Source organism: Shewanella surugensis (genome assembly GCF_023284005.1).
Taxonomy (GTDB): domain Bacteria; phylum Pseudomonadota; class Gammaproteobacteria; order Enterobacterales; family Shewanellaceae; genus Shewanella; species Shewanella surugensis.
The window spans coordinates 1-26,966 of the sequence record NZ_JAKIKS010000079.1 but is presented as its reverse complement, the minus strand read 5'-3'; the positions used below and the strand labels follow the sequence as shown (position 1 = coordinate 26,966).

General features: G+C 43.0%; 27 protein-coding genes. 18 read left to right on the top strand and 9 right to left on the bottom strand.

Annotated elements, in window-relative coordinates; translation table 11 throughout:
• Positions 1-150: 150 nt before the first annotated feature.
• Positions 151-627 (top strand): Cdi1I family immunity protein, encoded by a 477-nt coding sequence (locus L2764_RS17620; protein ID WP_248941637.1) that lies wholly within the window; start codon positions 151-153, stop codon positions 625-627.
• A 160-nt stretch (positions 628-787) separates the two neighbouring features.
• Here the strand turns inward: L2764_RS17620 and hxpB are convergent, their stop codons facing one another.
• The 4 genes from hxpB to L2764_RS17600 all read right to left on the bottom strand — a co-directional run bounded on the left by hxpB (position 788) and on the right by L2764_RS17600 (position 5,000).
• On the bottom strand, positions 788-1,474 hold the full coding sequence (hxpB, locus tag L2764_RS17615) for a hexitol phosphatase HxpB (RefSeq protein WP_248941636.1): 687 nt from the start codon (positions 1,472-1,474) through the stop codon (positions 788-790).
• A 255-nt stretch (positions 1,475-1,729) separates the two neighbouring features.
• The gene (ohr, locus tag L2764_RS17610; protein WP_248941635.1) at positions 1,730-2,149 is read right to left on the bottom strand and encodes an organic hydroperoxide reductase Ohr; all 420 of its coding nucleotides are present in this window, start codon (positions 2,147-2,149) and stop codon (positions 1,730-1,732) included.
• Between the two features lie 219 nt (positions 2,150-2,368).
• Positions 2,369-4,321 carry a lipoxygenase family protein gene (locus L2764_RS17605; RefSeq protein WP_248941634.1) on the bottom strand — a complete coding sequence of 651 codons (1,953 nt, stop codon included), beginning with the start codon at positions 4,319-4,321 and terminating at the stop codon, positions 2,369-2,371.
• A 184-nt stretch (positions 4,322-4,505) separates the two neighbouring features.
• Positions 4,506-5,000 (bottom strand): Lrp/AsnC family transcriptional regulator, encoded by a 495-nt coding sequence (locus L2764_RS17600; protein ID WP_248941633.1) that lies wholly within the window; start codon positions 4,998-5,000, stop codon positions 4,506-4,508.
• A gap of 223 nt (positions 5,001-5,223) precedes the next feature.
• On the opposite strand from L2764_RS17600, the gene dgcA reads away from it, so the two are divergent.
• From dgcA to L2764_RS17575, 5 genes are all read left to right on the top strand, one after another.
• Positions 5,224-6,213 carry an N-acetyl-D-Glu racemase DgcA gene (gene dgcA, locus L2764_RS17595; RefSeq protein ID WP_248941632.1) on the top strand — a complete coding sequence of 330 codons (990 nt, stop codon included), beginning with the start codon at positions 5,224-5,226 and terminating at the stop codon, positions 6,211-6,213.
• Between the two features lie 46 nt (positions 6,214-6,259).
• On the top strand, positions 6,260-7,255 hold the full coding sequence (dgcN, locus tag L2764_RS17590; protein WP_248941631.1) for an N-acetyltransferase DgcN: 996 nt from the start codon (positions 6,260-6,262) through the stop codon (positions 7,253-7,255).
• 347 nt (positions 7,256-7,602) lie between these two features.
• Complete coding sequence (locus L2764_RS17585) at positions 7,603-10,530, top strand: DNRLRE domain-containing protein (RefSeq protein WP_248941630.1); 2,928 nt, start codon at positions 7,603-7,605, stop codon at positions 10,528-10,530.
• Positions 10,531-10,575: 45 nt separating this feature from the next.
• A complete protein-coding gene (locus tag L2764_RS17580) occupies positions 10,576-11,496 on the top strand; it encodes a tetratricopeptide repeat protein (RefSeq protein WP_248941629.1) in 921 nt (306 codons plus the stop codon).
• Entirely contained in the window at positions 11,497-11,712 is a 216-nt protein-coding gene (locus tag L2764_RS17575; protein ID WP_248941628.1) for a hypothetical protein, read from the top strand.
• Positions 11,713-11,758: 46 nt separating this feature from the next.
• Here the strand turns inward: L2764_RS17575 and degS are convergent, their stop codons facing one another.
• The 3 genes from degS to L2764_RS17560 form a co-directional block, all read right to left on the bottom strand.
• A complete protein-coding gene (degS, locus tag L2764_RS17570; protein ID WP_248941639.1) occupies positions 11,759-12,844 on the bottom strand; it encodes an outer membrane-stress sensor serine endopeptidase DegS in 1,086 nt (361 codons plus the stop codon).
• Positions 12,845-13,051: 207 nt separating this feature from the next.
• Entirely contained in the window at positions 13,052-14,404 is a 1,353-nt protein-coding gene (locus L2764_RS17565) for a DegQ family serine endoprotease (protein WP_248941627.1), read from the bottom strand.
• A gap of 167 nt (positions 14,405-14,571) precedes the next feature.
• The gene (locus L2764_RS17560) at positions 14,572-14,889 is read right to left on the bottom strand and encodes a Z-ring associated ZapG family protein (protein WP_248941626.1); all 318 of its coding nucleotides are present in this window, start codon (positions 14,887-14,889) and stop codon (positions 14,572-14,574) included.
• Positions 14,890-15,186: 297 nt separating this feature from the next.
• Between L2764_RS17560 and zapE the strand changes: the two genes are divergently transcribed.
• From zapE to L2764_RS17510, 12 genes are all read left to right on the top strand, one after another.
• Complete coding sequence (zapE, locus tag L2764_RS17555; RefSeq protein ID WP_248941625.1) at positions 15,187-16,299, top strand: cell division protein ZapE; 1,113 nt, start codon at positions 15,187-15,189, stop codon at positions 16,297-16,299.
• Between the two features lie 269 nt (positions 16,300-16,568).
• The gene (rplM, locus tag L2764_RS17550) at positions 16,569-16,997 is read left to right on the top strand and encodes a 50S ribosomal protein L13 (protein ID WP_248941624.1); all 429 of its coding nucleotides are present in this window, start codon (positions 16,569-16,571) and stop codon (positions 16,995-16,997) included.
• A 14-nt stretch (positions 16,998-17,011) separates the two neighbouring features.
• A complete protein-coding gene (gene rpsI / locus L2764_RS17545) occupies positions 17,012-17,404 on the top strand; it encodes a 30S ribosomal protein S9 (protein WP_248941623.1) in 393 nt (130 codons plus the stop codon).
• A 349-nt stretch (positions 17,405-17,753) separates the two neighbouring features.
• Positions 17,754-17,942 (top strand): DUF2065 domain-containing protein, encoded by a 189-nt coding sequence (locus L2764_RS17540; protein ID WP_248941622.1) that lies wholly within the window; start codon positions 17,754-17,756, stop codon positions 17,940-17,942.
• Positions 17,943-18,008: 66 nt separating this feature from the next.
• Positions 18,009-19,304, top strand: coding sequence for an adenylosuccinate synthase (locus L2764_RS17535; protein ID WP_248941621.1), 1,296 nt, complete (start codon positions 18,009-18,011; stop codon positions 19,302-19,304).
• A 260-nt stretch (positions 19,305-19,564) separates the two neighbouring features.
• A complete protein-coding gene (locus L2764_RS17530; RefSeq protein WP_376708445.1) occupies positions 19,565-20,173 on the top strand; it encodes a tetratricopeptide repeat protein in 609 nt (202 codons plus the stop codon).
• 53 nt (positions 20,174-20,226) lie between these two features.
• The gene (gene rnr, locus L2764_RS17525; protein ID WP_248941620.1) at positions 20,227-22,731 is read left to right on the top strand and encodes a ribonuclease R; all 2,505 of its coding nucleotides are present in this window, start codon (positions 20,227-20,229) and stop codon (positions 22,729-22,731) included.
• Positions 22,732-23,484, top strand: coding sequence for a 23S rRNA (guanosine(2251)-2'-O)-methyltransferase RlmB (gene rlmB / locus L2764_RS17520; protein ID WP_248941619.1), 753 nt, complete (start codon positions 22,732-22,734; stop codon positions 23,482-23,484).
• 703 nt (positions 23,485-24,187) lie between these two features.
• Complete coding sequence (locus L2764_RS17515) at positions 24,188-24,784, top strand: SH2 domain-containing protein (RefSeq protein ID WP_248941618.1); 597 nt, start codon at positions 24,188-24,190, stop codon at positions 24,782-24,784.
• 103 nt (positions 24,785-24,887) lie between these two features.
• Positions 24,888-25,088, top strand: a complete 201-nt coding sequence (locus L2764_RS28280) for a GNAT family N-acetyltransferase (protein WP_376708444.1) — start codon at positions 24,888-24,890, stop codon at positions 25,086-25,088.
• A 65-nt stretch (positions 25,089-25,153) separates the two neighbouring features.
• Positions 25,154-25,276, top strand: a complete 123-nt coding sequence (locus tag L2764_RS27830) for a hypothetical protein (RefSeq protein ID WP_283107063.1) — start codon at positions 25,154-25,156, stop codon at positions 25,274-25,276.
• A gap of 88 nt (positions 25,277-25,364) precedes the next feature.
• On the top strand, positions 25,365-25,712 hold the full coding sequence (locus tag L2764_RS17510) for a hypothetical protein (protein ID WP_248941617.1): 348 nt from the start codon (positions 25,365-25,367) through the stop codon (positions 25,710-25,712).
• A 93-nt stretch (positions 25,713-25,805) separates the two neighbouring features.
• Here L2764_RS17510 and L2764_RS17505 read toward each other — a convergent pair whose 3' ends face one another.
• A complete protein-coding gene (locus tag L2764_RS17505) occupies positions 25,806-26,405 on the bottom strand; it encodes a DUF1471 domain-containing protein (RefSeq protein ID WP_248941616.1) in 600 nt (199 codons plus the stop codon).
• Between the two features lie 316 nt (positions 26,406-26,721).
• On the bottom strand, positions 26,722-26,928 hold the full coding sequence (locus L2764_RS17500; RefSeq protein WP_248941615.1) for a hypothetical protein: 207 nt from the start codon (positions 26,926-26,928) through the stop codon (positions 26,722-26,724).
• Between the last annotated feature and the right edge of the window lie 38 nt (positions 26,929-26,966).

Here is a 26,966-nt window from a genome sequence, read left to right as displayed (position 1 = left end):
GTGTTATAAAAACCATTAACCGTTGTTTGAATTTACTCATCCCAAGACCGATTCAGCCCAAAAAGATTGAGCTGTTCATATGGTGAACAAGAAAATGTCGTGTACAGGGATGGATTCCACGTTTAAAGGGTTCGTTGATTGAGGCTTAATATGTCAAGTTTGCTTGAAGTTGTATTTGAAAATGTACTGAAGACCAAGGTAATTCAGCTCTTAATGTTATTGGTTTCGACGTCTAGAAGAATTATTAATATTCAGTGTAGCGAAAATATTGAACTAATGAATGAAGATAAGCTTGACATGAATTTATTAAGTAACCTATTGAATTTTGATGGTGATATTAGCGCGCTAATTAGTCTGAATGGTATGAATATTGGTAGTATCACTCTGCCAAACGTATTGTTACGACTGGTTAAATATGGAGACCACTACGATATTGATTTCAATTTTGATTCTAAAGAAGTTGATAATATTGATATGACGGCGCTTGTGGTAGAACTGCATCATCATGCTAAAGAGATTGCTAGAGATCATAGTATGGCTGAGTACTTCTGTGGTATGGAGCCAGCCTCGGATGAAGATACTAGATACTTTACAAATGAAACTTTGGGCCCTTTAGCAAACTATTAACAATTACTTGTTGCAAAGGGCGTAGACAAATTTGGAAATGTGATAAGCCGTAAACCAAAAAGTGTTCAGGATCAAATGACTTTGGATGCTGCTAAACGTGTGTCGCTTATTGCTGAGATCTAGGTCTCTTTACTTGCCTATTCTTTACTGCTTCTTGACGTTAACGCATTCTTCTACTCTTTTCTAGATAGCCCACCAATTCACTCAAATTAGCTAACTGCTGGTGGGCGATGATCCATTGGGGTAAATGTTGCTGCTCAGGCGCAGGGATGGCGATGGTTTGCATGTTAGCGGCGCGGGCGGCGATCAGGCCGTTGAACGAATCTTCAATCGCGAGACAATGATGTGGCGATATCCCAAGAGCTTGCGCGCAGTTAAGATACACTTCGGGATGCGGTTTACCATGGGCAAGGTGCTCTGCCGATTGGGTGGCTTCAAAATAGGGTGTGATATTAAACTTACTGAGTACAGCTTCAATCATTGATGATGCCGATGAAGTTGCAAGGCCGATTTTAATCCCTTGTGTTTTACAATATTTAAGTGCCTCAATAACCCCTTGCATGGGCTTGGTATCATGATCGATGGCGGTAATGACCTGATTGACAATGCGCTGCGAAACGGCTTGATTATTATCTTTTCCTTGATAGTCAGGCCACGGATAACGTTTATACCAATACTCGACCACTTGATCGATCCTTAGCCCAGTGGTTTGCAAGGTGTCTTCATAGTTAATGGGCAAGCCCAGCGCTGTCATGGTGTCAAATTCGGCTTGTTGCCAAAGGGGTTCGGAGTCGATTAAAACACCATCCATATCGAAAATAACGGCATCAATGCGAGGAGAGGTCATTGTATGGTCTCAATATTGGGTAATAGTCTTGGCATGATAGCCCCATTGAGATGAGTTTTCAGCTTAATTTATTGCCACTGCGATGTTACTCGTTTAGGGGGGGATTTTAGTTTTATTGCATAACTGCAGCGCCATTAAAAAATGGCGCTGCTTTGTTTAATGGCGCTGGATCGGAGGGAGTGACTCTTGTCGTTCTTTAAAGAAAGAACTTGGAAATCAACATTCCCTAATCGTAAATGTTAAATTTTTCACCATTCACCATTCACCATTCACCGTTAAACCCACATCGATATTGTTACGAGTGGCATTAGAGTACGGGCACACTTGATGAGCGGTTTTAACCAGTTCCACAGCTTGTGCTTGGGGTAAATCGAGTGTGACAGCCAGGCTGGCTGTTAAGGCAAATCCGCCGGTATCACTGGCGCCTATTCCTATTTCTGCGGTGACCGGTGCCGTTGTTAACGCGACTTTGGCTTCACGCGCCACATGTAAAATAGCATTAGAGAAACAGGCGGCATAACCAGCGGCAAAAAGTTGCTCTGGGTTATTGCCCGCGCCTGAGCCGCCCATTTCTTTTGGATAGCTGAGTGATAATGACAGCTGGCCATCATTGGTGTTCACTTCGCCATTACGGCCTGCAGATGCGGTAGCGCTAGTTTGGTATAGAGTTTTCATAATGTGCCTCAAAGGTGGTGTCAGTATAGTGCTGTCATTACTGTCATAAAAAATGGGGTAAAGCGTGTTACTGCTTTTTAAGTTGCGCGCAATCTATCTGGGGTTAACTATAGCGCTTATTAATTCCATTTGCAACTAGATTGCGCGCAATCTAGTTTAAGGTTAAGCAAGATTGTATTCAGGATTATTTAACGATTGATTTTAATCGGATAAAAGTTTTTAAATATTGATGCTGCAAGGAATGCTACTGGGTAATAAATAATCGTAAGGCTCGGCATCGGGATAGTAAGACTGCCTAGCGATAATTGCGGTTTGTATGTCGTTCTCAACACGTAGCAATTGGTTTTGGAACTGGGTTAAGGGTCCATTGGCTTCGGTGACTTTTTTATCTTTAAACCACGATTTGTAAGGGAAATGATTATCTTTATACTCACCCAGTTTACGATAATGTATTGATCCTAACAAGGTTAACATGACTTGTTGCTCGAGCGCGATAACGATGGGAGATAAAGTGTTAAACCACATTTTATCGACGCTGTTAGTGGTTGGGCGCTTATCCCATAGGGCACCTGTCATGACGGGTGAGAACGACATGAGATTACGTTGTGGAAAGTTAACCGCAGCATGTTGTGCGCTGGCAGTGAAAACGACCATGGTTAATACTTCGGATAATATATGCCGACTCTTTAGTGTCGGAATATTGTGAATTTTCCCCAGAGAGTTGACTTCGCTATGCCAAGCTTGGAGTTCATTGTCGGTGATAACGTGGTTATCGCTTTCATAATACAGGTAGACATAATTTTCAACCCATTGGGCGATAGCGTGCCAAATTTTGAGCCCATCATCTCGATAAGGAAAATAAGGCATTATTTGTGGATCGAACAAACCACGGCGGCTTAATTCTGTGGGGAGGTAGGCTGCGGCAAAGTCGAAAGACAGCCTATTTTTGATGGCGGCTTGTTGGGTGGCAGTGATTTGACCAGCAAAAATATTAGCGATGGGACCATGAGCGGTAATCAGTTCAGACTCAAGTTCTGAATTGATAAATAAAGTGCCTTCAAAATGGGGCAGTAATAAACGGTTAATGGGATGGCTGCAGGGCAGCTGCCGATGAGTGGCGATGGCAAAGGCTTCTTCCACAAGATGGGTTCGGCCAAGGTGAACAAAGAGCTCATGATAGTTTGCATCCGCATAGTTGACGCTATTTTTGGCATATTGCCAGATAGAGTCTGACTCGGCATGGCAAGGCGGGGTGAATAATGGGCTTTGGTTGGGATCTTGCGTTAACTGTATTCCAATTGGAATGAAATGATGCCGATTGGGACAGAGCATGAAAGCCGCGATAGGCACATTAAGGCTTTTTTTACGTTTATGGAAAACCCCTGTTTGTTCTGATAAGGCACTGAGTGCTTTATAATCACAAATAAAAATGCGCTGATCGAGTAGGGCTTTTTCGAGGCTATCATGACCAATGAATAGGTGACTAATCATGTCATTGGTGAGAGGGAAGTTTAATGGCAGTTGTGTCACACTTTTCAGCAGCATGGGGTTGGGACCTGCGAGCCTTAAGTTAGCAAAACTATGATCTTTTTTCATTTTATTAGCGATTCGAGGCAATCTAATGGTTTTAAAAAGTTGCTGATAATCTTCAAGTGATTGGCCAGATTGGGTATTATTTCTTTCTAATTGATGCAATATTATCTCGATATGTTTGAGGCTATTACTCACTTCCGGCCAAGCAACATTTTCAACCTCATTCATTAAGTTTTTTCTATCAAATTCAGTGTGGTGTATGAGGTGCATAAAGGTGTGCCACAGTGAATGATGATGCGGTGCTTGATGTTGCTTTAAATGTTCGACGATAGGCAGCATGATTTTATGACTGGTGGTTAATGCTTGCGTATTAATATTGAGATCTGATCTAAGATTGAAATCGCTGATCACGGCTAAAAAATTGGTCATCACTTCAGATAAGGTAATACTAACTAGGCTTTTCCATTCCACTGTGGGTTGTTCATCCTCTGTTAGCTGGTTAACTAGGGGGACGCCCATTAGATTGGGGGAATGGGTGTTCCATTGATATATTTTTCTTTGTTGATCAAGAGAATGGGCTCTTTCATGTTGCTGCGTTGTCGATGCATCTTGAGGTAAAATAGGGGAATGGCTATCCATAGCGGTTGTTCTTTTTGTGATATATCTATGTCCAAGTAAAGATCTAAACCTGAGGAAATACAAATTTAAGAGTGCGTTAACCACTTTTTGATCTGTGAATGGAAGGGGTCACAAATCTTAGTGGTGATATCCATTAACGATATTTAAAACCCGTTATTTTTATTTGATGATCTGTTTTGGTTAATTAAGATTTTAATACTGAGAGTAAATCGAGTAATTTGACATCGAATTCATTTTTTACCGTTTTGCTTACCGCATGGCTAGTATACTCAAAAGTAAAGTTTTTTGCTTGCAACGCTTCTATGAGGGATTGATAGTGTTGGACTGATTTTGCCGCGAAGGTCAGAAAGTAATCCACTTCGCCGAGGACCGCTTTGATCTCAACGACTTCTGGCATGGCCTGTATTGTGGTGAGAAAACGGCTTCTTTCTGTTGGAAAGAAGTCGATAAATGCAAATTCGACGATGAAATAGTTAATGTCAACGAAGCGCTCATAATCAATTTGGGCATGATAGGCTTTAATCAATCCTTTCTCTTCTAGTTTTTTTTGCCTTTGTGAACAAGGGGTATCCGATAAGCCTACGGCATCGGCTAATTTGACCTTTGTCATTCTACCATCTTGTTTTAATTCAGATAGTATTTTCAGATCATATCGATCCAGTTTGATTTTTTTTACCATAAGGCGATATGTACTCTCTGCATGTGCTTATCTACTATTTTGTTATATAAGACTTTATTACCTAAAGATAGAGAAAACCCTGTATTTTCACAAAAAACTGAGGGAATACCTAAAATATAACTATCAGTTTGTGGATTTCATCATTCGCACTCTTGTTAACATAGCTTTTGTTCTCAAGCAGTATGAAAGCCCTTTAGGGTGTCGATTAAAAGGAAATGTGATTGTGCAATTACAAATGTATTCTGAAAAATGGGTGCTCGATACGCCATTTGTTATCTCCCGAGAAAGCACCAGTTGTCAAGATGTCTTAGTGGTTGAGGCGAGTGACGGGCAACATATGGGTCATGGCGAGTCTTCACCCACTGCTCGCTATGGTGAGTCAGTCGAGTCGATTATCTCGCAATTTACTCTTTTACAGCAACGATTAAAAGATGATCCTGATATTATTCTAACGCCGCAGAGTTTACAGGCATTGATGAGACCTGGTGCGGCGCGTAATGCTGTTGACTGTGCACTTTGGGATTTAGTCAGTAAACAGCAACACAAGCCCGTTTGGCAGTACTTCGATATGTCAGAGCCTAAACCTGTGGATACGGTTTTTACTATTAGTTTAGATCGGCCTCAAGCCATGGCGCTAGCGGCGAAAAAAGTGAAAGGGCATGCGGTGTTAAAGCTTAAATTCGGTGGCGAAGGAGACATCGATAGGATTGCTGCCATTCGTGATGTACTGCCTGATCAGCGTTTGATTATCGATGCAAATGAAGCTTGGAGTCCCGATCAGATCGAATTATTACTGGATGTGATGCATAAGAATAATGTTGAAATGGTCGAGCAGCCCTTGTGTGCAGGCCAAGATGATATTTTATCAAGCATTAAGCATCCCATGACGATTTGTGCCGATGAGTCATGTCACACGAGCCTCGATCTGGCCTCTTTAGTGGGGAAATATGACATGGTGAATATTAAGTTAGATAAAACTGGTGGCTTGACTGAAGCAATGATGTTACTCAAAAAAGCCAAAGAGATGAATTTTGAAATAATGGTGGGCTGTATGGTAGGTACCTCTCTGGCTATGGCCCCAGGACTCCTCATTGCACAACATAGCCAATATGTCGATCTCGATGGTCCATTATTAATGGGCCGAGATCGTGACGTAGCATTGAAATATGCAGAAGGTTTAGTCTATCCCAATCACCAAGGGTTATGGGGTTAATCAAGTTAATAAAGTGAATGAGTTCCGCTCAGTTGAGGAAAGCAGTATGAATATTAAAAAACCTTATTTACTCTTTTTGGGTGACAGTGAGTTTGCCAAGACGGCGCAAGGTATTTGCCATTGGCGTGGACAAGGTTGTGTGGCGCAATTTAGACTAGCGGGTTGTCAGGTGGACTTAGGCTTACCTGAAGCGTCCATGCAAGAAGCGGCAGATCGAGGCGTGAAGACTTTAGTGATTGGGGTTGCGCCCCATGGTGGATTATTAAAAGAAAGCTGGTTACCACATTTAAAAGCCGCTTTGGAAGCGGGAATGGACATTGCCAGTGGTCTACATACTAAAGTGGCCGATATTGATATGTTACAAACTGCGGCTAATGTACATGGTCGTCAAATTTTGGATATTCGTCATCCTCAAAAAACCTTTGCGGTGGGTGATGGGGTCAAGCGCAGTGGTAAACGTTTGTTAACAGTGGGTACGGATTGCAATGTGGGCAAGATGTTTACCACCTTAGCAATAGAGCAAGAAATGCACAAAAGGGGCATGAATGCGACGTTTAGAGCCACGGGACAAACGGGTATTTTTATTGCCGGAAAAGGTGCGGCCGTTGATGCGGTGATTGCTGACTTTATTTCTGGTGCGGCGGAATGGTTATCACCTGATAACCATGACGACCATTGGGATTTAATTGAAGGACAAGGATCACTGCATAATCCTTCTTATGCTGGGGTGAGTTTAGGCTTATTACATGGGAGTCAGCCTGACGCCATTGTATTGTGTCACGATCCTTTGAGAGCTCATGTCGTCGATTTAATGCATTATCCGATACCGAAACTACAAGATGCTATCGATACTGCATTAGGGGCTGCTCGCTTGACTAATCCCAAAGTGCAATGTGTCGGAGTTTGTGTTAATACCTCTAAAATGTCAGCAGAGCAAGCCTCTGATGTGATAGCGAAGATAAGCCGTGAAACGGGTTTAGTGTGTGTTGATCCGGTTCGTACTGGTGTGGGGGTTATTGTCGATAAATTGGCAACCTTGTAAGATCAAAGGCTGCTAAAAAGGGTGGGAGGCTATTCTTCCACCTGATGATTTTTATTTTTACACAAGCATTTTCTATTCATTTCCCTATCACCATTTTCTTTTATTTTCTGCATCAATAAATAGCCTTTTGAGTGAGTGTTTTTTGAGCACACCTTTGTATAATCGAATTTACTTAATCAGTGGTTATTAATTTATTTAGTACTCACTAAGTTTTGGAGATCCTTAAGTCAGATGGATTCTGAATTTTCAACAGATTTAGTGATATGACGAATCCAGATAAGTGGCCTAAATTGAGACATTAATCTTAGCTCTTCAGCATATTGAGAGCCAACAGGGAAGATAATTCTATGCGCAAAGCTTATTATTTTTACCAGATGTTGATCGGTGTTTTTTGTTTATTACCTTTGCTCGCCACTGCTGCATCAGTCACGCGGGGGCCGTATTTACAAATGGCAAACCATGAAAGTGTCACAGTACGTTGGCGTACGGATGTGTCGACCAGCTCAGTGGTGCGTTATGGCATAACGGTTGATCAGTTAGATCAATCTGTGGTGATGTCAGGGAGCCGTACTGAACATGAAGTCCGCGTAACGGGGCTTAATGCTAGTCGTCAGTTTTACTATTCCATTGGCACAGAAACGGAGACTCTTGAAGGAGGCGAGTTGGAATATCGGTTTATGACTTCTCCCCCTGTGGGTAGCGATGCTGCGACGAGGGTATGGTTGATTGGTGATGCGGGAACGGCCAATACCAATGCCCAAGCGGTATATAACGCCTATTTGAACCATGAAGGCAGCGATGCGACGTCACTATGGATCATGCTCGGGGATAATGCTTACAACAGTGGTACCGATAATGAGTATCAAAACGCCGTTTTTGATATGTACCCAGAGTTATTAAGGCGCTCGACGTTATGGGCGACGTTAGGTAATCATGATGGTTATTCGGCTGATTCTGACACTGAGTCGGGTCCTTACTATGATATTTTTTCATTGCCACGCCAAGGGGAGGCGGGTGGACTCGCATCGGGAACGGAAGCCTATTATTCTTTCGATTACGGCAATATTCATTTCATTAGCCTCGATTCCTATGAAACCGATCGCAGTGTGAATGGTGCGATGATGACATGGTTGGCTGATGATCTTGCGGCCAACACTCAAATTTGGACCATTGCTTTTTGGCATCACCCTCCTTATAGCAAAGGCTCTCATGATTCAGATAACGAGTCTCAGCTTATTGATATGAGAGAAAATGCACTGCCTACCTTAGAGAGCTATGGGGTTGATTTGGTATTCAGTGGTCATAGTCATTCTTATGAACGTTCATATTTAATCGATGGTCATTATGGTGACTCATCCAGTTTTAATGCGAGTCATCAAATTAATGCGGGGAGTGGGCACAGCGACGGTGACGGAGCCTATGAAAAAATTGACGGTGGAGTAAATATGGGCGCGGTGTATACCGTTGCGGGTAGCTCGGGGAAGATTTCAGGCGGAGATTTAGATCATCCAGCGATGTTTACGTCATTAAATCAATTAGGCTCGGTTGTTCTCGATATCAATGGCTATGAAATAACGGCGAAATATTTGAACAGTAATGGCAACGTCACTGATTATTATACCTTACGTAAAGGGGCTGATGTGATGGCGCCAACAGTGACAAATGTTGAAGGCATGGGGGCGAATACGGTCAGTGTGACATTCAGTGAAAGTGTGACCGAACAAAGTGCTGAAAACATAAGTCATTTTGTCATTGATAATGGTGTAACGGTTACCGATGCTCAGAGGCAAGCAAGTCTTAATAGTGTGTTATTAAGCACATCTGATTTGGAATATGACACGGTTTATCAAGTGACGATGAATAATATTGTTGATTTAAGTGGCAATGAAATTGCTGCTAATACCCAGCAGGCTTTCACTCGTGAACGTTTGCAACAGGTGAGCTTTCAACAAGGTCTTGATGGTTATGCGGGGGGCCAAGATGCGTATATTGGGTCGGGAATTGCCGATGATAATACGGGTGTCGCGCAGATGTTACTCGCTGATGGTAGCGATGGCTTTAATGGAGAGTTAATCAGTTTATTAAGCTGGGATCTGAGCAGTTTACCGAATAATGCTGTGGTGACGGAAGTACAACTACAGTTGTCGTTATTTAATGCATCGAGTGGTCACTATGATCTCTGGCAAATGAAAAGTGATTGGCAGCAAGCCAGTGTTACTTGGAATAATGTGGATCCAAGCAGCAGTATGGGAGTGAATATTGCCAGTTTTTCAGATGTCCCTGTTGGCGGTCTGACGCTAGATTTTAATCAAGCTGGGATTGATTTGGTCCAATCTTGGTTAGATGGAACGCAAATAAACCAAGGTGTCATGTTAAAAAGTAGTGGCAGCATCGATGGAGTCGACTTACGTTCCAGTGAGTATGCGACGATGTCGAGTCGTCCGAAACTAGTCATCAGTTATATTGAAAACGAAACGGATAATGAAGCCCCTAATGCTGATTTTAGTTATCAAGTTAATCAGCTAGCGGTGAATTTTACTGATAGCTCTTCGGATATTGATGGCAGTATTGTTGCTTGGCTGTGGGATTTTGGTGATGGGCAAACGGCTCATATTCCCAGCCCTACTCATCATTATGGTGGCTATCAAGCTTACACCGTCAAATTAACGGTGTTTGATGATAGTGGTGCAGCTCACGCTCGGTCTCAAATGGTGATGGTGAGTGACTCAGGCAATATGCTTGCTGAATTACAAAATGGTTTAGCGAGTTATGTGGGTAATCAAGACACATACGTTGCATCAGGTAATCCAAATGATTTTTGGGGGAATGATGATGAAATTCTTGCTGATGGTAATGACGGCAGTAATGATGAGTTAGTGACATTATTACAATGGGATGTGTCATCGATCCCTGATACGGCGATTGTGACGGGGGTATTTGTAGAATTAGATGTGTTTAATCGCAGTAGTGGCGAATATCGATTGAGTGCCATGGAGCAGGTTTGGTCAGAAAATACAGCTACATGGAATAATACCGCTCCGACGAGTCATAGAGGCGTATTATTAGGCAGTTTTACACCATCGAGTACTGACGTGTATGACATTGAACTCAATGCCGCAGCGATCACCTTAGTACAAGGTTGGATCCAAGGCAGTCTCCTTAATCATGGCATGATGATAGAAAGTGCGGGCAGCAGTAATGGCATCGATATGCGCTCCAGTGAGTATGCAACTTGGACACAACGACCTAAGTTAAAGATTGAATATCATGACTAGTCATTTAGTCATATTCGCTCAACATAATGCTTGCATGGAGGCGTCATGAACAGACTCATCATCAATTTTTCAGATTTATTGCGTTATCGGCTTGCTTGTTTCAGAAACATTCGTTTGAGCAGTATGAGTGTTAAGCTGCTGAGTTTGAGCGTAGCATGTTGTTTCTACAGCTCAGGTATTCTTGCGCATGGTACTTCGGGCAGTCGGCTCGATAATTTAGAGCATCAATTGGCTATCACGCCAAATGATGCGACGCTTTATTTAGCAAGAGGGCGGTTATATCAAGAGCGTCATAATATGAAAGCGGCTTTAATGGATTATCGGCAAGCGGTTAAAATCGATCCTGATTTACATGCAGTGAAATATTGGCAAGGCTTGCTGTATCTTGAACAAGGAGGCTATGACGATGCCGTGAAAACCTTAAGCCAATACGTGACATTGACTGATTCATCGAAGGGATATGCCGCTTTGGCGAAGGTGTATTGGCAGCAAAATGCATTTCGCACTAGCGTTGATGCTTGGGATAAAGCGATAGCAAAAGAGACTAATGCTTCACCTGCGATGTATCATCAGCGAGCCCAAGCGTTAATGCAAACTCAAGCTTTACCTTACTCGAAGGCATTGTTGGCTGAAATTGTAGCAGGCATAGAAGTGGGCATTGTTAAACAGGGTCCAATATCAAGCTATCTCACTTTGCTGGTGGATGTTTTTAGCCGTAATGATCAGCATCAAGCGGCGTTAGTGACGCTAGCCCGGTTACCGCCAGATTTACTCGCCAGCCCTCAATGGAAAGTGAAGAAAGCGGAGATGTTAGCCTTGATAGGCAATAGAGAAGAAGCGATTAAGGCCTATGAAGAGACTTTAGTGACATTGGATCGCTTGCCTGTTTATAAGAAAAACCTAACGATCAATCAAGCGATAAAACAACAGGCGATGGCGGGGCTGGCGCGATCAAACGCTTTGTGAATGATCAATATATTGCAGTTTATTAAGCTGGCTGAGTCTTTTGATTGTTGGAGCGTCTGCGGCATTGATATTGATATAGAAGGAGCCGTTATCGCTGAGAGGTTGTTGATTTCTGATATTGGTTTATGCTGGTGTTTCAAAGGATTGGGTATATCAATGCTGTTTCATTGTTTTCTAGACATTGAGGCCAATGGATTATTTCAGTCTGCTAGTTGAATAGCAGACTGAGATTATTGTAGAGAGCCGATCCTTTAGAAAAGGATCAGTTATAGCTGACGGGCTTTTGACCGATGATAACCGGCACATCAAAGCTTTTTCCTTCCCTTATGATTGTCATGGTGACTTCTTGATTGGGTGGGGTTTCAGCGATTCTGTCCATTAACATTTCAACGCCAGGTATATTTTCGCCTTTAAAGCGGGTGATCACGTCTCTTGTCTTTAGACCTGCTTTGGCCGCTGGGCCGCTGGTATCTATACCCGTGATCACTACCCCTGTTAAGTTGGGTTTATTCAGTAGTTGAGTCATTACGGGTCCAACAGCCTCACCGCTGATGCCTAATGCTCCGCGGATCACTCGGCCATTTTTAATCAGTTTGCCCATAATGCTGTGGGCGAGTTTGATCGGAATCGCGAAGTTGATGCCATGCCCACCCCCTTCACCACCGACTTGAAAGGCAGCCGTATTGATACCAATAAGGTAGCCTTGGGTATTGATTAAAGCGCCTCCTGAGTTACCTGCATTGATAGCAGCGTCAGTTTGTAGAAAGTCTAAATAGCCTGAGCTGAGTCCATTTCGACCCGTTGCGCTGATAATGCCCTGGGTAATGGTTTGACCTAAGTTATAAGGGTTACCGATGGCGAGAACCACGTCACCAACTTGTGCAGGTTGATTTAAGTTGAGTGGGGCGACAGGTAAATTATCCCCTTCAATTTTTAATACTGATAAATCGGTTTCGGGATCGGATCCGACAATTTCAGAAGTGAATTGACGTCCATCTTGAAGTGCAATGACGATTTCATCGGCTTTTTTGACGACATGGTAATTGGTGAGAATATAGCCTTCTTTACTCATGATCACCCCAGCGCCTAGACCTTGCAGTGAGCCGGGTTTGAGAGGGTTGTCTTTATCAACGGTCAGAGTGTAGATATTAACGACTGCGGGAGCAGCACGTCTAACGGCTTTGGTGAAAGACATTTCATGAGCTTCATTGACATCATTGCTAAAAAAGGAACTACCACTGGTGGTTCTATCGGTTAAAACCGGGAGGACAAATAAAAAAATAGCGGCAATAATGAAACCGAAAACAACGGCTTTAGATAGATAAATGAAGCTGTTTTTAATGATCATGAAAAAAAAAATAAGTAGAAAGATGGCTAAGATTAACATGTTTAAGGCGTTTGTCCTTAAACTAATTCATTTATCCATTTGAGTGATGGCTAATATAAACATTCTTTTAAATACAGTTGGTTGAAGTGATGCAATGTCTATATGTTTGTTAATAAAACAAAAAAGCGGACGCACACGAATGTGGGCGTCCGCGATGTTTAACGAGAATTAACGTAAAATGAGATAAAGGTTAGTCTTGCCTCTACGGATTTTCAGGGCGACGGTGCCTTTACGATTTTGAAGCTGTGCTTTTAGGGATTTAAGATCTTTGATCGCTGTGCGATTGACGGCGATGATAACATCGCCTTTCACTAACCCACTTTCAGCCGCAGGGGATCCAGCAGCGACCTCCGTTATTTCGACACCAGATTGACCATTCTCAAGAGTGGCTCCCGTTAGCATGGGGTGTACTGAGCCCGATGCCATTTCTTCTGATTGAACAGATTCTCCTAAGGTGGCAGTTACGGTGAGGTTTTTTTCATTGCGAATGAGCCCTAAAGTCACTTTGGCCCCAGCCCCTAGAGTAGCGATTTTAGCGCGTAGCTCTTGAAAGCTTTTAATCTTTTTGCCATTGACGCTAACAATAATATCACCGACTTTAATGCCCGCTTTAGCGGCTGCACTGTCAGGCATGACTTCATTAACAAAACCGCCATGTTGAGTTTTGAGTCCAAAGGCTTTAGCGAGATCATTGGTTAAGTCTTGACCCGCAACCCCAAGGACGCCACGGCGAACTTCACCATGCTCGATTATTTGTTCAACAAGGCTCTTAACCATGTTCGATGGAATGGCAAAACCAATGCCGACATTGCCGTCACCAGGTGCAACAATAGCGGTATTGATCCCGATTAAGTTCCCATTGAGGTTGACCAGTGCCCCCCCCGAGTTACCGCTGTTAATAGCTGCGTCGGTTTGGATGAAATTTTCTAGCATTTCAATACCCAGTCCGGAACGCCCTAGTGCACTGACAATGCCCGAGGTGACTGTTTGACCCAATCCGAAGGGATTACCAATGGCAACAGCAAAGTCACCCACCCTGAGTTTATCGGAATCGCTAAAAAACACTGCGGTGAGTTTTTTGGCTTTTATTTGGAGTAAGGCGATATCAGACTCAGGATCGGTACCGATTAATTTAGCTTCAATTTCACGGCCATCACTGAGTCCAATAAGAATGTTGTCAGCGCCATCGATAACATGATTGTTGGTAACAATATAGCCTTTGTCTGCATCAATGATGACGCCAGAGCCTAGCCCTTTAAAGGGCCTTTTTTGCACTTGTTCTTGTGGCATGTTAGGGCCAAAGAAATAACGAAATGCATCGGGAATTTGTTGTTTAGAAACTTGAGTGCCTGACACCGCAACCGATACGACGGCGGGTGTTACCGTTTCTAGCATAGGAGCGAGACTTGGCATCGGCTTATTATCGACAGCTTGAGGAATGGCAGCGGTCGATATAGCGGGTGTCATCATTAATGTTGCGCCGAGTATAGCGGCTGAAAATACAGATAATTTGGTTTTCATCTATGTATGGCTCCAGTTCTTGGCTCATGATAAGAAAGAGGTTCGTCATGAACATTAAGTATTCGTAACAGTTTAACGAATCGGACTCAAGTAATGCGAATAAAGTTCATTTATGGTTAATTTAATTTAGTTTAGGTTATATTTATCCGTTCCGTAGATAAAGAAACTTAAGACGTGGTATCAACCGCGCTATCGTTTTTGACTAAAGTGCTCAAGAGCTTGTCGCTATTAGGAGTCAATATTTGGCTGGCTTCATTCCATTTTTGATTCATATCACTCAGCTGCTCTGTCAACGAACTGAGCTGCTTGTGCTGTTCATCAAGAGTATCCGTCACCTCTTGCTTATATTGACTAAACTCTATTTTGGTTTGGGTCAAGGCATCATCGTTTTGACGAGAATGCCTATTGCGGATTAAGAAGGTCTTACCTGCAAATCCGAGTAACAGACCAAATATAAACCCACTGAGGGTTAATGCCCATTGCATGTTGATTCCTTAAATGTCCATTGAGAATGGTAGTACTCAAGTGAAATGAGCATGTTCATTTCACTTGGGGGAATGACAAATGATTGCTAAGCGCTATAACCCAGCCAATTAAAAATGCGGATTTTCAATTTAGCGTTAGGGATTGCTACATATGCCAGTCGTCAAATATACCTTGTCCTTGCGTATCGTGATACTCTTTATCTGCATTCCCGTTAAGTGAATATTGGTGAACAATCGATTTCATTCGATGGGTATTATTTTACCTTGGTCTTTGTTAATAAAAAGAGAAGTATTTCAGTGTCGCAATTAACCCCTTGGCAGCATTACCAACAAGATTTAACGCGTGATGACTTTTCACCTGATCCAGCGCAAGCATTAGCCGTAAAATCCTTACAAACCGTATTTGATGATTTGCTTGCACTCGATAACAAGCAAAGTAAGATGACTAAATTGCGCTTTTTTATGAATAGTCGCACCAAGAAAAAGCCGGTAAAGGGATTATATTTGTGGGGCGGAGTGGGACGTGGAAAGACCTATTTGATGGATACTTTCTTCGATTCACTGCCAGGTGAGCAAAAATTACGGGCACATTTTCATCGTTTTATGCATCAATTACATGAGGATTTGGCTGAGTTACAAGGTCAGCGAGATCCCTTGGTCCTAATCGCCAAGCGTATGGCTGAGCAATATAGGATCATTTGTTTCGATGAGTTTTTTGTTTCGGATATTACCGATGCCATGTTATTGGGCACCTTATTTGAAACCTTATTTGCCGAGGGCGTAGCGTTAGTCGCGACTTCAAATATTATTCCTGATGATCTTTACCGTAATGGTTTACAAAGGGCGCGTTTCTTACCGGCTATTGCACTGATTAATCAGCATTGCAAAGTGTTGAATGTAGACTCGGGTATCGATTACCGCTTGCGAACCTTAGAGCAAGCTGAAATATATCATTTTCCTCTGGATAGCGCTGCAGATGAAAATTTACAAAACTATTTTACTCAGTTAGCCCCAGAGTCTGAAATATCAACGCTGTCTATCGATATTGATGGGCGTGATATTAACATCAGAAAACAAGCGCAAGGTGTATTATTAATTGATTTTAGAGCCTTGTGTGATGGGCCTCGTAGCCAACGAGATTATATGGAAGTGGCCCGTTTGTACCACAGTGTTTTACTCAGTGGCGTAAAAAAAATGGGTGATAAAGAAACCGGTGATGATATTGCGCGTCGTTTTCTTGCTATGGTCGATGAATTTTATGAGCGTAATGTCAAATTAATCATTTCGGCTGAAGTCTCATTGGAAGAGATTTATTCTGATGGCCTATTAGCATTTGAATTTAGACGTTGCCGCTCTCGGTTAACGGAAATGCAGTCCCATGAGTATTTGGCATTGGCGCATTTACCTTAACCTTAACCTTAACCTTAACCTTAAGTATAGGGAGGGTAGGGTTAAATTACGATATTCACTCTTTTTAGTGAAAATAGCGCAGAAAGGAGGTGATTTTTGCTCCATATTTGTCTATAATCCGCGACCTGCCCTCGTTATTCCATCTTTAAGGTGGAAGTTGTAAAGCCTGAACTTTTGCTCGAAGGGGCGGGGAATGGCACTATTTGTGTTATTTACTCCTTATAGTAGATAGCATGTTGAGACAGAATTTTAACATTGGGTTTTTGTAAATGAAGACTTTTACTGCTAAGCCAGAAACTGTAACTCGTGACTGGTTCGTTGTTGACGCCGAAGGAAAAACTTTGGGTCGTATCGCTACTGAAATTGCTACACGTTTACGTGGTAAGCATAAACCAGAGTACACGCCTCATGTAGATACTGGTGACTATATCATCGTTATTAACGCTGAGAAAGTGACTGTTACTGGCAACAAAGCCAAGGGTAAAGTGTATTATTCACACTCTGGCTTCATCGGTGGCATTAAGCAAATCACCTTTGAAAAGCTGCAAGATCATAAGCCTGAAATGATTATCGAGAAGGCAGTTAAGGGTATGTTACCAAAAGGTCCTTTGGGCCGTGCCATGTTCCGTAAACTAAAAGTTTATGCTGGTACTGAACATAACCATGCTGCACAACAACCTCAAGTTCTTGATATCTAAACGGGATTAAGCTAATGGCTGCAACTCAATATTACGGCACTGGCCGTCGAAAAACATCTACTGCTCGTGTATTCGTTAAAGTAGGTACGGGTAACATTATTGTTAACCAACAACCTCTAGATCAGTATTTTGGTCGTGAAACAGCTCGTATGGTTGTTCGTCAACCTCTAGAGCTAGTTGAAATGACTGATAAACTAGACATCTATGTGACTGTTAAGGGCGGTGGTAACACTGGCCAAGCAGGTGCAATCCGTCACGGTATTACTCGTGCACTGATGCAAATAGATGAAGCATTACGTCCTTCACTTCGTGCCGCTGGTTTCGTAACCCGTGATGCGCGTAAAGTTGAGCGTAAGAAAGTGGGTCTACGTAAAGCACGTCGTAAACCACAATTCTCAAAACGTTAATTCGTTTTCAGAATGCAAAAAACCCAGCCTATGCTGGGTTTTTTATTGTCTATGATTTGTCTACTCCTCTTATACCCGTCATGCTTTAAGATGCATGTTTTCAGAGTCAGTAAAAGCAATCAATTTAAGGCGCCTGATTGCGGGAATGTAGGCACCTTTTAAAGCATGCAACACATTTTAATGGCTCCTTTCTGCTCACGACACGACATAAGCTTTGTGTTAAGCCACAGGTTGTTGCAGGAGTCATCAGCAAAGAGTAATAGACTGTCGAATGTATTGATGGGTCAGTTTATGCAACTGAATGTGAAAATAAGATGAATTTATTGATGTTACTTTTGAGAATAAAAATATGTCATTCGAATCAATTATGTTGGCCTTAGCACTTTTGTTCATTATTGAAGGGATTGGTCCCTTATTATTTCCTCGACGCTGGCAGGCCTATTTGAGAGAAATTTCAAATCAAAATCAGGAAGTTCTACGACGTATAGGGGAGGATTTTGTGACCGCTGGTATTATTTTATTGATTATTTTTGCATAAATTACTTGCCATTATCCCCTAAAGATCTGTTAGAATCCTGCTTTAATCGCAACCTTACAGCAAACAATGGGCAAAAACGTAGTTGTTCTCGGCACCCAATGGGGTGACGAAGGAAAGGGTAAGATAGTCGATCTTCTTACCGAACAGGCAAAATATGTCGTTCGTTATCAAGGTGGCCACAATGCGGGTCATACACTTGTTATCGATGGTGATAAAACCGTTCTTCATCTAATTCCGTCAGGCATCTTACGTGATGATGTTAAATGCATCATCGGTAACGGCGTAGTCTTGGCTCCAGATGCACTGATGTCTGAAATTAACATGCTTAAAGAGCGTGGCGTCCCTGTAGAGGAACGTTTATTAATTTCAGAAGCATGTCCTCTAATTCTTCCTTTCCATTGTGCACTTGATATAGCACGTGAAAAAGCGCGCGGAAATAAGGCGATTGGTACCACTGGTCGTGGTATTGGCCCTGCGTATGAAGATAAGGTTTCTCGTCGTGGTCTCAGAGTAGGCGATCTGTTTAATGCAGAATTGTTTGCTGAAAAACTGAAAGATGTGATGGCTTATCACAACTTCATGTTGACTGAGTATTATGGTGAAGAAGCGGTCGATTATGACAAGACATTAGCTGACGCACTCGCTATTGCAGATTACTTGAAAAGTATGTGTACTGATGTGACAGAGCTATTGGATCAAACGAGAAAGGCTGGCGAAGCGATTTTGTTTGAAGGCGCACAAGGCACATTATTAGATATCGATCACGGTACTTATCCTTTTGTGACTTCTTCAAATACCACCGCAGGTGGCGTGGCAACGGGTTCTGGTTTTGGTCCTCGCCATATTGATTATGTGCTTGGGATCATGAAAGCGTATACCACTCGTGTGGGTGCGGGACCTTTCCCAACAGAACTTGAGTGTGAAATTGGTGATTATATTGGCACTAAAGGGCATGAGTTTGGTGCCACTACCGGACGTAAACGTCGTCCCGGTTGGTTAGATGCCATCGCCATGAAGCGTGCAGTGCAAATTAACAGTGTGAGCGGTTTTTGCTTAACGAAGCTAGATGTATTAGATGGCTTAAAAGAAGTAAAAATTTGTGTGGGTTATCAATATCCAGACGGCTCTATTGCGACTGTGACACCTGCTGCAGCGGAAGGTTATGAGCAGGTGACCCCTGTTTTAGAAACCATGCCAGGTTGGAGCGAAACGACTTTTGGTGCGACCTCGATTGATCAATTGCCACCCGCGGCGATTAATTATATTAAGCGTCTTGAAGAGTTGTTAGATACGCCAATTGATATTATCTCAACGGGTCCGGATAGAAACGAGACCATGATTCTAGTGAATCCGTTTAGTTAATAGAAAAGGTCGCGTTTAGCGGCCTTTTTATTGTTTGACCAAGGGAGTGCTATTGACGATTCCCCCCTTGTTCTAAAGTTTAAAAAGCGAAGAGTAAACCAGAAAATAGCCAAGTATTAAAATAGAGTATCAAGCTTACCTTAACCCTGCGATTGTATTTCACATCTATTGTTAATGACCTTTGAAACTTAGCGTTAAGAAATACGCCTTTGAGCCGATGACATGAAAGAGAATATTGTAGATTGTCATTGGGAGTTTTTATGCTAGGTTATGTGTTAGCGCTAATATTCGCTGTGTGTCCTTTTTTGAGCGTTGCAACCACTATGGCTGTCGAGATCTATAGCCAAGAGCGTTTGTTATACTTGATTAGACATCAGCAATATTTGCAGCAAGTTAAGCGTGATAATTGCCAATTAGTGCAAGATATCGAAGCGAGAGCGAACGTCCTCAAGCAACCCCTGTATCAGTTTTTATGGGGCGAAATGCTTAATTATGGGCAATGCGTTAAGCGAGATCCCAAACGTGGGATCGCATTATTACGCAGCGCTGCGAACCAAGGCTGCAGCGAAGCCATGATGAAAATGGCAGAGTATTATCAAATGGGTCAGTTTGTGATCCAAGATAAATCAAGGGCGGTAAACTACTTACTGCCTGCCGCCGCGAGCGGCGATTTATCGGCTCGATTGAGCCTAGTGCGTTTATTGAGTGAAGGGGTGGGTAGTCCAGTGGATTATGAATTAGCCTTTCATTGGTTATATAACGCTGTTTTTAATGATGAGGCTGAAAAAAAACAGGCCTTACAATTATTAAAGCTGCTTGAAAAGCGGATGCCCCCCAGTGTGGTGGCGAGAGCGAAAAAGCAGACTTGAATTTTATAATTAAGTGTCGGCCACGGGGCCTGCACAAATATTTTGGATAATGAATGATCAAAGATCCGCATTTAAAGCGTGAGCAAGAAAAGTATGAAAACCCCATTCCTAGCCGTGAGTTTATTTTAGAACACTTACGCGCCCAAACATCACCTCAAAATCGTGAGCAAATAGGCTTAGCGTTGAAGATTGAGAGTGAAGAGCAAGTTGAAGCGTTAAGACGTCGCTTGCGGGCAATGGAAAGAGATGGGGAGTTGGTCTTTACTCGAGGTAAATCTTACGGATTACCTGAAAGAATGGATCTGTTAACGGGTACCGTTATCGGCCATAGAGATGGGTTTGGCTTTTTAAAATTGGAAGAAGGAGGCGATGACCTCTATATCCATAACCGTGACATGTTGATGTATTTTCACGGTGATAAGGTCTTGGCACAAAAAGCAGGGGTCGATCGTAAAGGTCGCCGCGAAGCGCGTATTGTGCGTTTAGTCCAGCAACGTGCTGCCGCCCTAGTGGGCCGTTTTCATCTCGATGCAGGTATGGGATTTGTAATTGGTGATGACAAACGCATCACTCAAGAAATCCTTATTCCTGAAGAAGACAGAAAAGGTGCGCGCCAAGGCGATGTGGTGGTGGTGGAACTCACTCGTCGCCCAGGTCGTTATGTGAAAGCAGCTGGTAAAGTCACTGAAGTGCTCGGTCAGCAAATGGCGCCGGGCATGGAAATTGAAATCGCGCTGCGCAATTATGATTTACCCCATACTTGGTCAAGTGTGATTGAGAAAAAGCTACGTCGTATTCCTGATGAAGTCACAGTAGCAGATAAAATCGGTCGTATCGATTTACGGCATTTGCCGTTAGTCACTATCGATGGTGAAGATGCCCGTGATTTTGATGATGCTGTTTATGCCGAGACTAAAAAAAGCGGCGGTTGGCGTTTATGGGTGGCGATTGCGGATGTGAGTCATTATGTGCGCACGGGTTCGGCATTAGATGCCGAGGCGCGAGCGCGAGGTAACTCCGTTTATTTCCCTTCACAAGTGATCCCCATGCTGCCCGAGAAACTGTCTAACGGTTTATGCTCGCTAAAACCGGGTGTGGATCGTTTATGCATGGTGGCTGAAATGACCGTGTCGGCCAAAGGGAAGTTATCGAGTTATAAATTCTATCCGGCTGTGATGCATTCACATGCTCGCTTAACGTACACGCAAGTGGCTGGCATGCTTGAAGGTGGAGAAATTAGCGCTGCGCATGAAGGGGTTTTCCCGCATCTACAAACGTTACAATCTCTGTATTTAACCTTAAATGGCACCCGAGCTCAGCGTGGCGCGATTGCGTTTGAAACCACAGAAACCCAATTTATTTTTAATGAACAGCGTAAAATCGACAAAATCGTGCCAAGTACGCGTAATCAAGCGCATAAGATCATCGAAGAGTGCATGATCTTAGCCAATGTAGCCTCGGCAAAATTTGTTCAAAAGCATAAAGGGGAAGTACTCTATCGAGTGCATGAATCTCCTTCAGAGCAAAAACTGAGTCAGTTTAAAGACTTTCTGGCTGAGCGTGGGCTGAGCATGAGTGGTGGGCTTGAACCCAAGCCTAGCGATTATCAAGGAATTATGGAGAGAGTGGCCGATAGGCCCGATGCTGAACTGATACAAGTCATGCTGCTACGCTCTATGCGTCAAGCGACTTATACGCCAGATAATGAAGGACACTTTGGCTTAGCATTAGAGGCTTATTCGCACTTTACCTCGCCTATCCGGCGTTATCCGGATCTGGTGTTACACCGAGTGATCCGTAATCTGTTAGCCAAGGAAGCTGGGGTTGGCCAAGATAAATGGACAGCCGATGGCGGTTTTCATTATCAGTTGGATGAGCTCGATCAATTGGGCGTGGAATGTTCAACCACCGAGCGGCGCGCCGATGAAGCAACTCGTGATGTGAATGACTGGCTTAAATGTGAGTTTATGCAAGATCATGTGGGTGATACCTTTGAAGCGGTCATTGCCTCAGTGACACATTTTGGTCTGTTTGTACGGTTAAATACCCTCTTTATTGAAGGCTTAGTACACATATCTAGTCTAGGCAGTGATTACTACCAATACGATAATATGCGTCAACGCTTAGTCGGTGAAGCGACTAAACAGGTATATCAAATCGGTGATGCGGTGACGGTTAAAGTGGCTGCGGTAGATCTGGATGATCGTAAGATTGATCTCATGATGGTGGGGGAAGATAAAAGCCGTCGCCGTAAAGCAAGTAAGCCTTTAACAGCAAGAGAGCGAGTCAATCGCGAAGGAGCTAAGCTTGCTAGCTCTGATGCGAGAAGCAGTCGAAGTGGAAAAAGTAACACAGATAAATCCGATAGCGGATCGACAAAACGTAAACCCAAAAGTGCTAGCAAGCCCCGTAATAGCAAAGCCAATGGCAGTAAAGCCGGAGGCACTAATGCCAAACCCGCTAATTCTGCGGCTAAAACGGCGACTACGTCAGCGAAAAAATCTAAGACTTCGTCTAAAAAGGCGAAGACGACTAAGCGTAAAGCGAGTAAGAAGTAAATGAAGAAACAAGATATAACTTTTGGTATTCATGCTGTCGGTGCAGTATTACAACATAGCCCTGAACGCATGATTGAAATGTGGGTATTGCAAGGGCGTGACGATCAACGTTTAGCGCCGCTACTGGCCATGGCTGCCGAATACGGTGTGTCAGTGCAGTATGCTTCCCGTAAAGCCTTGGATGAAAAAGCCGATGGCAGTCAGCATCAAGGGATTGTGGCTAAAGTCAAAGCGGCTAAAGTGCTCGGTGAAAATGAACTTGATGCACTACTCACTCAAGTCAAAGCGGATGAAGGCAAGACGCCTTTTTTGTTGATTTTAGATGGGGTGACCGATCCCCATAATCTCGGTGCCTGCTTGCGTAACGCCGATGCGGCAGGTGTGCAGGGGGTTATTGTACCGAAAGATAATTCAGTCGGCTTAACACCCGTAGTCAGTAAAGTGGCCTGCGGCGCGGCTGAAATTGTGCCTTTATTTCAAGTCACCAATTTAGCTCGCACCATGCGGCGCCTGCAAGAGCAAGGCGTATGGATCATCGGCGCCGCCGGTGAGGCAGATTGTGAACTTTATCAAGCCGACTTAACCGGTCCTATCGCGGTGGCTATGGGCTCTGAAGACAAAGGCCTGCGTCGTTTAAGCCGAGAAAGTTGCGATAGCTTAGTGTCGATCCCAATGGCGGGTTCAGTCTCGAGTCTTAACGTCTCGGTCGCAACGGGTGTGTGCTTATTTGAAGCCGTACGTCAACGACTATAAAGTTAACCATTGCAAGGGTAATCATTGCTCTGTATTCATGAATGCAGGCTTATCACTGATAGACTAAGCGTGAGTCGATTATCAGTTTAGTCGTGGTTTACGCTGTTGTAGATCACGGCTATTATCGTCACTTTAAAATGAAGGCTGATGGCATTTTTATCAATTAAACTCTATTTAATTGAAGGTCGTGAGTTCCCATTCATATTAGTAATAAGAATAGGCAAGGAAGACTGCTTGCGCATAACAACATCCTGTTTAAACGCCAGTTCAGCATCGATGTGAATGGATTCACGAATGCCGTGATAGCAAGGACGCTAAATAACGGCCGTATCTCTCGCTCAAAGAGGCCATTGTGATGGCCTTCGCCCTCTAACAATCTCCATAACGCCCAACGTGAGTAAGCTTTTAAATGAAAGCGGACTACATTCTTTATGTGCTTCCTTAGTTTATTTTGTATTGATTAAATGTACTTTTGAGTCGAATTTGCATGGTAGTTAATTGCCTGCCGCAGGCTTATGTGTAAACACACTTGTGACACAGCGCAAGTATATCCCTATAGCTTCGGCCGTGACGTCCTTGTCACGGACGGTCACAACCGTGTTCGCACGGGATTAAAAAGCAAAAACAGTGCGTTACTTCGATTTGAGTTATTGTTAAAATAATTTTAGTGGGATTGGATATGAGTACCAAGGAGAGGTGAAAGTTGAAATATTTATCCGTGTTTGTTTTGTGTTTATCATTTTCTTCACTTTCTGTGAAAGCCTATCAACAAGAGGCATACCAACAAGAGATCGCAGGCGCTAAAGAGGCTGCCCCTTTGCATATCACCAATGATGCCAGTTACATGATTTGGGAAAAGGAACGCTTTGTTCAAAAAATACAAGGGAAGAATGAGTTTGTCTGTCTAGTGCTCAGAGATGGTAAGGGACGCTATGAGCCTTCTTGCTTAAATAAAGCTGCCATGAATTCGGTTTTCCCTGTTTATGAATATCAAACAGCGATGCTTGCCAAAGGTATGTCGATTCAAGACATATTCAACAATATTAACGTGATGTCGGCAAGCAAAAAATTACCGGCTCCCGATCCGGGGGCTGTGGTTTATATGATGTCTCCAAACAATAAATTTTATGATCATTTTAGTCAAAAACTCCTCGATGTCGCGCAGCACATCATGCTTTATTTATCCAAAGTGGAGGCGAGCAGTTTAGGGTTCACTCTCGGTATCAATAATGAGCAAGGCCTGCCGATGTTCTATGATGAATATCCACATTTAAGCGTGATCCATCTGAGTACTCATTAATATGATCCCTACAATAGAAACGGATAGACTATTACTGATCCCTCCCAGTAAGACTGCATTTGCAATGTAATCAGATTTTTATACCGATGAACAAGCATCCCAAATGTATGGCGGGCCGATCACGGAGGCAGAGACGTGGGCGCGGTTGAAAGCCGATCTGGGTTCATGGCATCTTAGCGGGTTTGGGGTATGGATAATCCAAGAAAAAGAAACCGCTAACCTCATCGGCACTTGTGGGTTTTGGCAAGGGAAGGGCTGGCCGCGTGAGCTAACCTGGTGGTTATTACCCGAGGCATGGCGCTAGAGGCCTCTTTAGCCGCTATTGCTCACGCTTATCAGGTTTTTGCTTGGCAAGAGGTGAGGAGATAAATGAACGATGACAATGTCGCGGCTCGAAAATTAGTGGAAAGGTTAGGCGGGGTTAAATTGAAAAGAGAGCGCTTTCCCGATGACTTGGAGCGTGACATCTATCGATTACCAGAACCCAGTTAATCTCAACTTTGAGGCTTTATTTCACATCCACTGTATAGGTAGATAATGTTATAATGTTGTGCAAACAGATAAAGTTAAAGGAAGTTCAATGAAAAAATTATTGGCAGCGTGTTTAATCACTTTAGTGTCTTTTAGTGCATTGTCAGGCAGCGGTGGGCGTACAGGTTATATTGATTTGATTGGTAAAAAACTCCAGCTCATTTCTGACACAGAGTCTACGTCAAGATTATATGTTTATGATGTGACATTTGAAGGAGGAGAATGTAGCAAAAAGACCACAGGCGTCTTATATTTCTCTGATTTTTTAGCCAAAGAAATGTATTCCATGCTGTTGGCTGCCAAAGCGTCTAATAAACGGGTAGAGCTGATTGCGAACGATTGTGTCACAATTTCTGGAAATACAGTACCTAAAATCACTTCAATTTATTTAGAGTAATTGAATCTATAGTTGGGGGTGATAGCGTAAGTTGATAGAAGGATGCCGTTATGATTAATCATAACGGCATTTTTTATTGCGCAAGTAAGTTATTTATTGCTCAAATGCTACTGTGCGATGTTGGCAGCGATAGATGTCGGCGACAACGGATGTCGGGCGGCCATGGTTGGCATCGACAATTTTGGTGATGTGGAAGCGGTTACCGCCTTGCATATAGGTTTCATTCGACAATTCCACTTCTAGGCTGTCAGGCGAGGTCTTGTCAATCATATGGGTAGTGAGGATTTTACAGTTATTATTTTCAATTTCTGAGAAGGCAATCGGTTTAACACTGTTTGCCCCAGGCAGTAATTGCACATTACCCGCAGGTTTTACCTTGTAATTGTAAGCGACTGGGCATCTAAAAAATACCGCTTTAACACTGGTCGGACGGCCTTTTTTTCGCTCCAGCACTTCAGCTATGAGATAGCGATTCCCGCCAGCGACATAGGTTTTATTTTTCAATTCCCGAGCGACATTGTTTGGATGCTTGGTGGTTAATGTGTCCGTTTTGATGAATTCACATTTATTTTCAGCCGCGTTTGCCGCAGTAATGGCTGTTACCGAATTAGCTTCAGGCATGATAGGGACTTTTTTGGTCACACAGCCGGTCACTGCTAGCGCAAGTAGTGACGTGATAATGATATTTCTCATCAGATAATTCCTCATAATCCTTTATGTTGTATTGAATAGGCAGTAAAAATAAGCAGGCAAGTATATGTTTTTATGATTAACATCGATACCACATTTTGACGAGAATGTCGGTTTTATCGGCTAAAATAGAATGACTTAGACTAAAGTGGGTGGAGTGGCGATGGCAGAGAAAAGAAAAAGTGAGAGTAATTGATGAGGAATGTGTTGAAAGTGAGTAATACTGATGAATAGGGCTCAGCATTACAAACACTTCCTTGTGATAGTAGGGCCTTTACTTTTCATATAATGTTATTGAAATTATTTACAGGCTCTTGATTTAGGCTAATACATGTTGGCTAACGTTGAACTTGTGGCTTGAGGTGAGTGACGTGTAGAAGTCTTGTAAGGCTTGAACATCTTCTGTTCGTTCAACTGCGGCTTCGTGTCCTTTGCTTCTCACTTGCAAAATACTGATCCTAGGCAGTACTTTCGGACACTCGGCTAAGTGAGTAAAATCACTAACCGAGGTATAATATGATGACAAAGAAAATACGCAAAATACACACAGATGAGTTCAAGAAA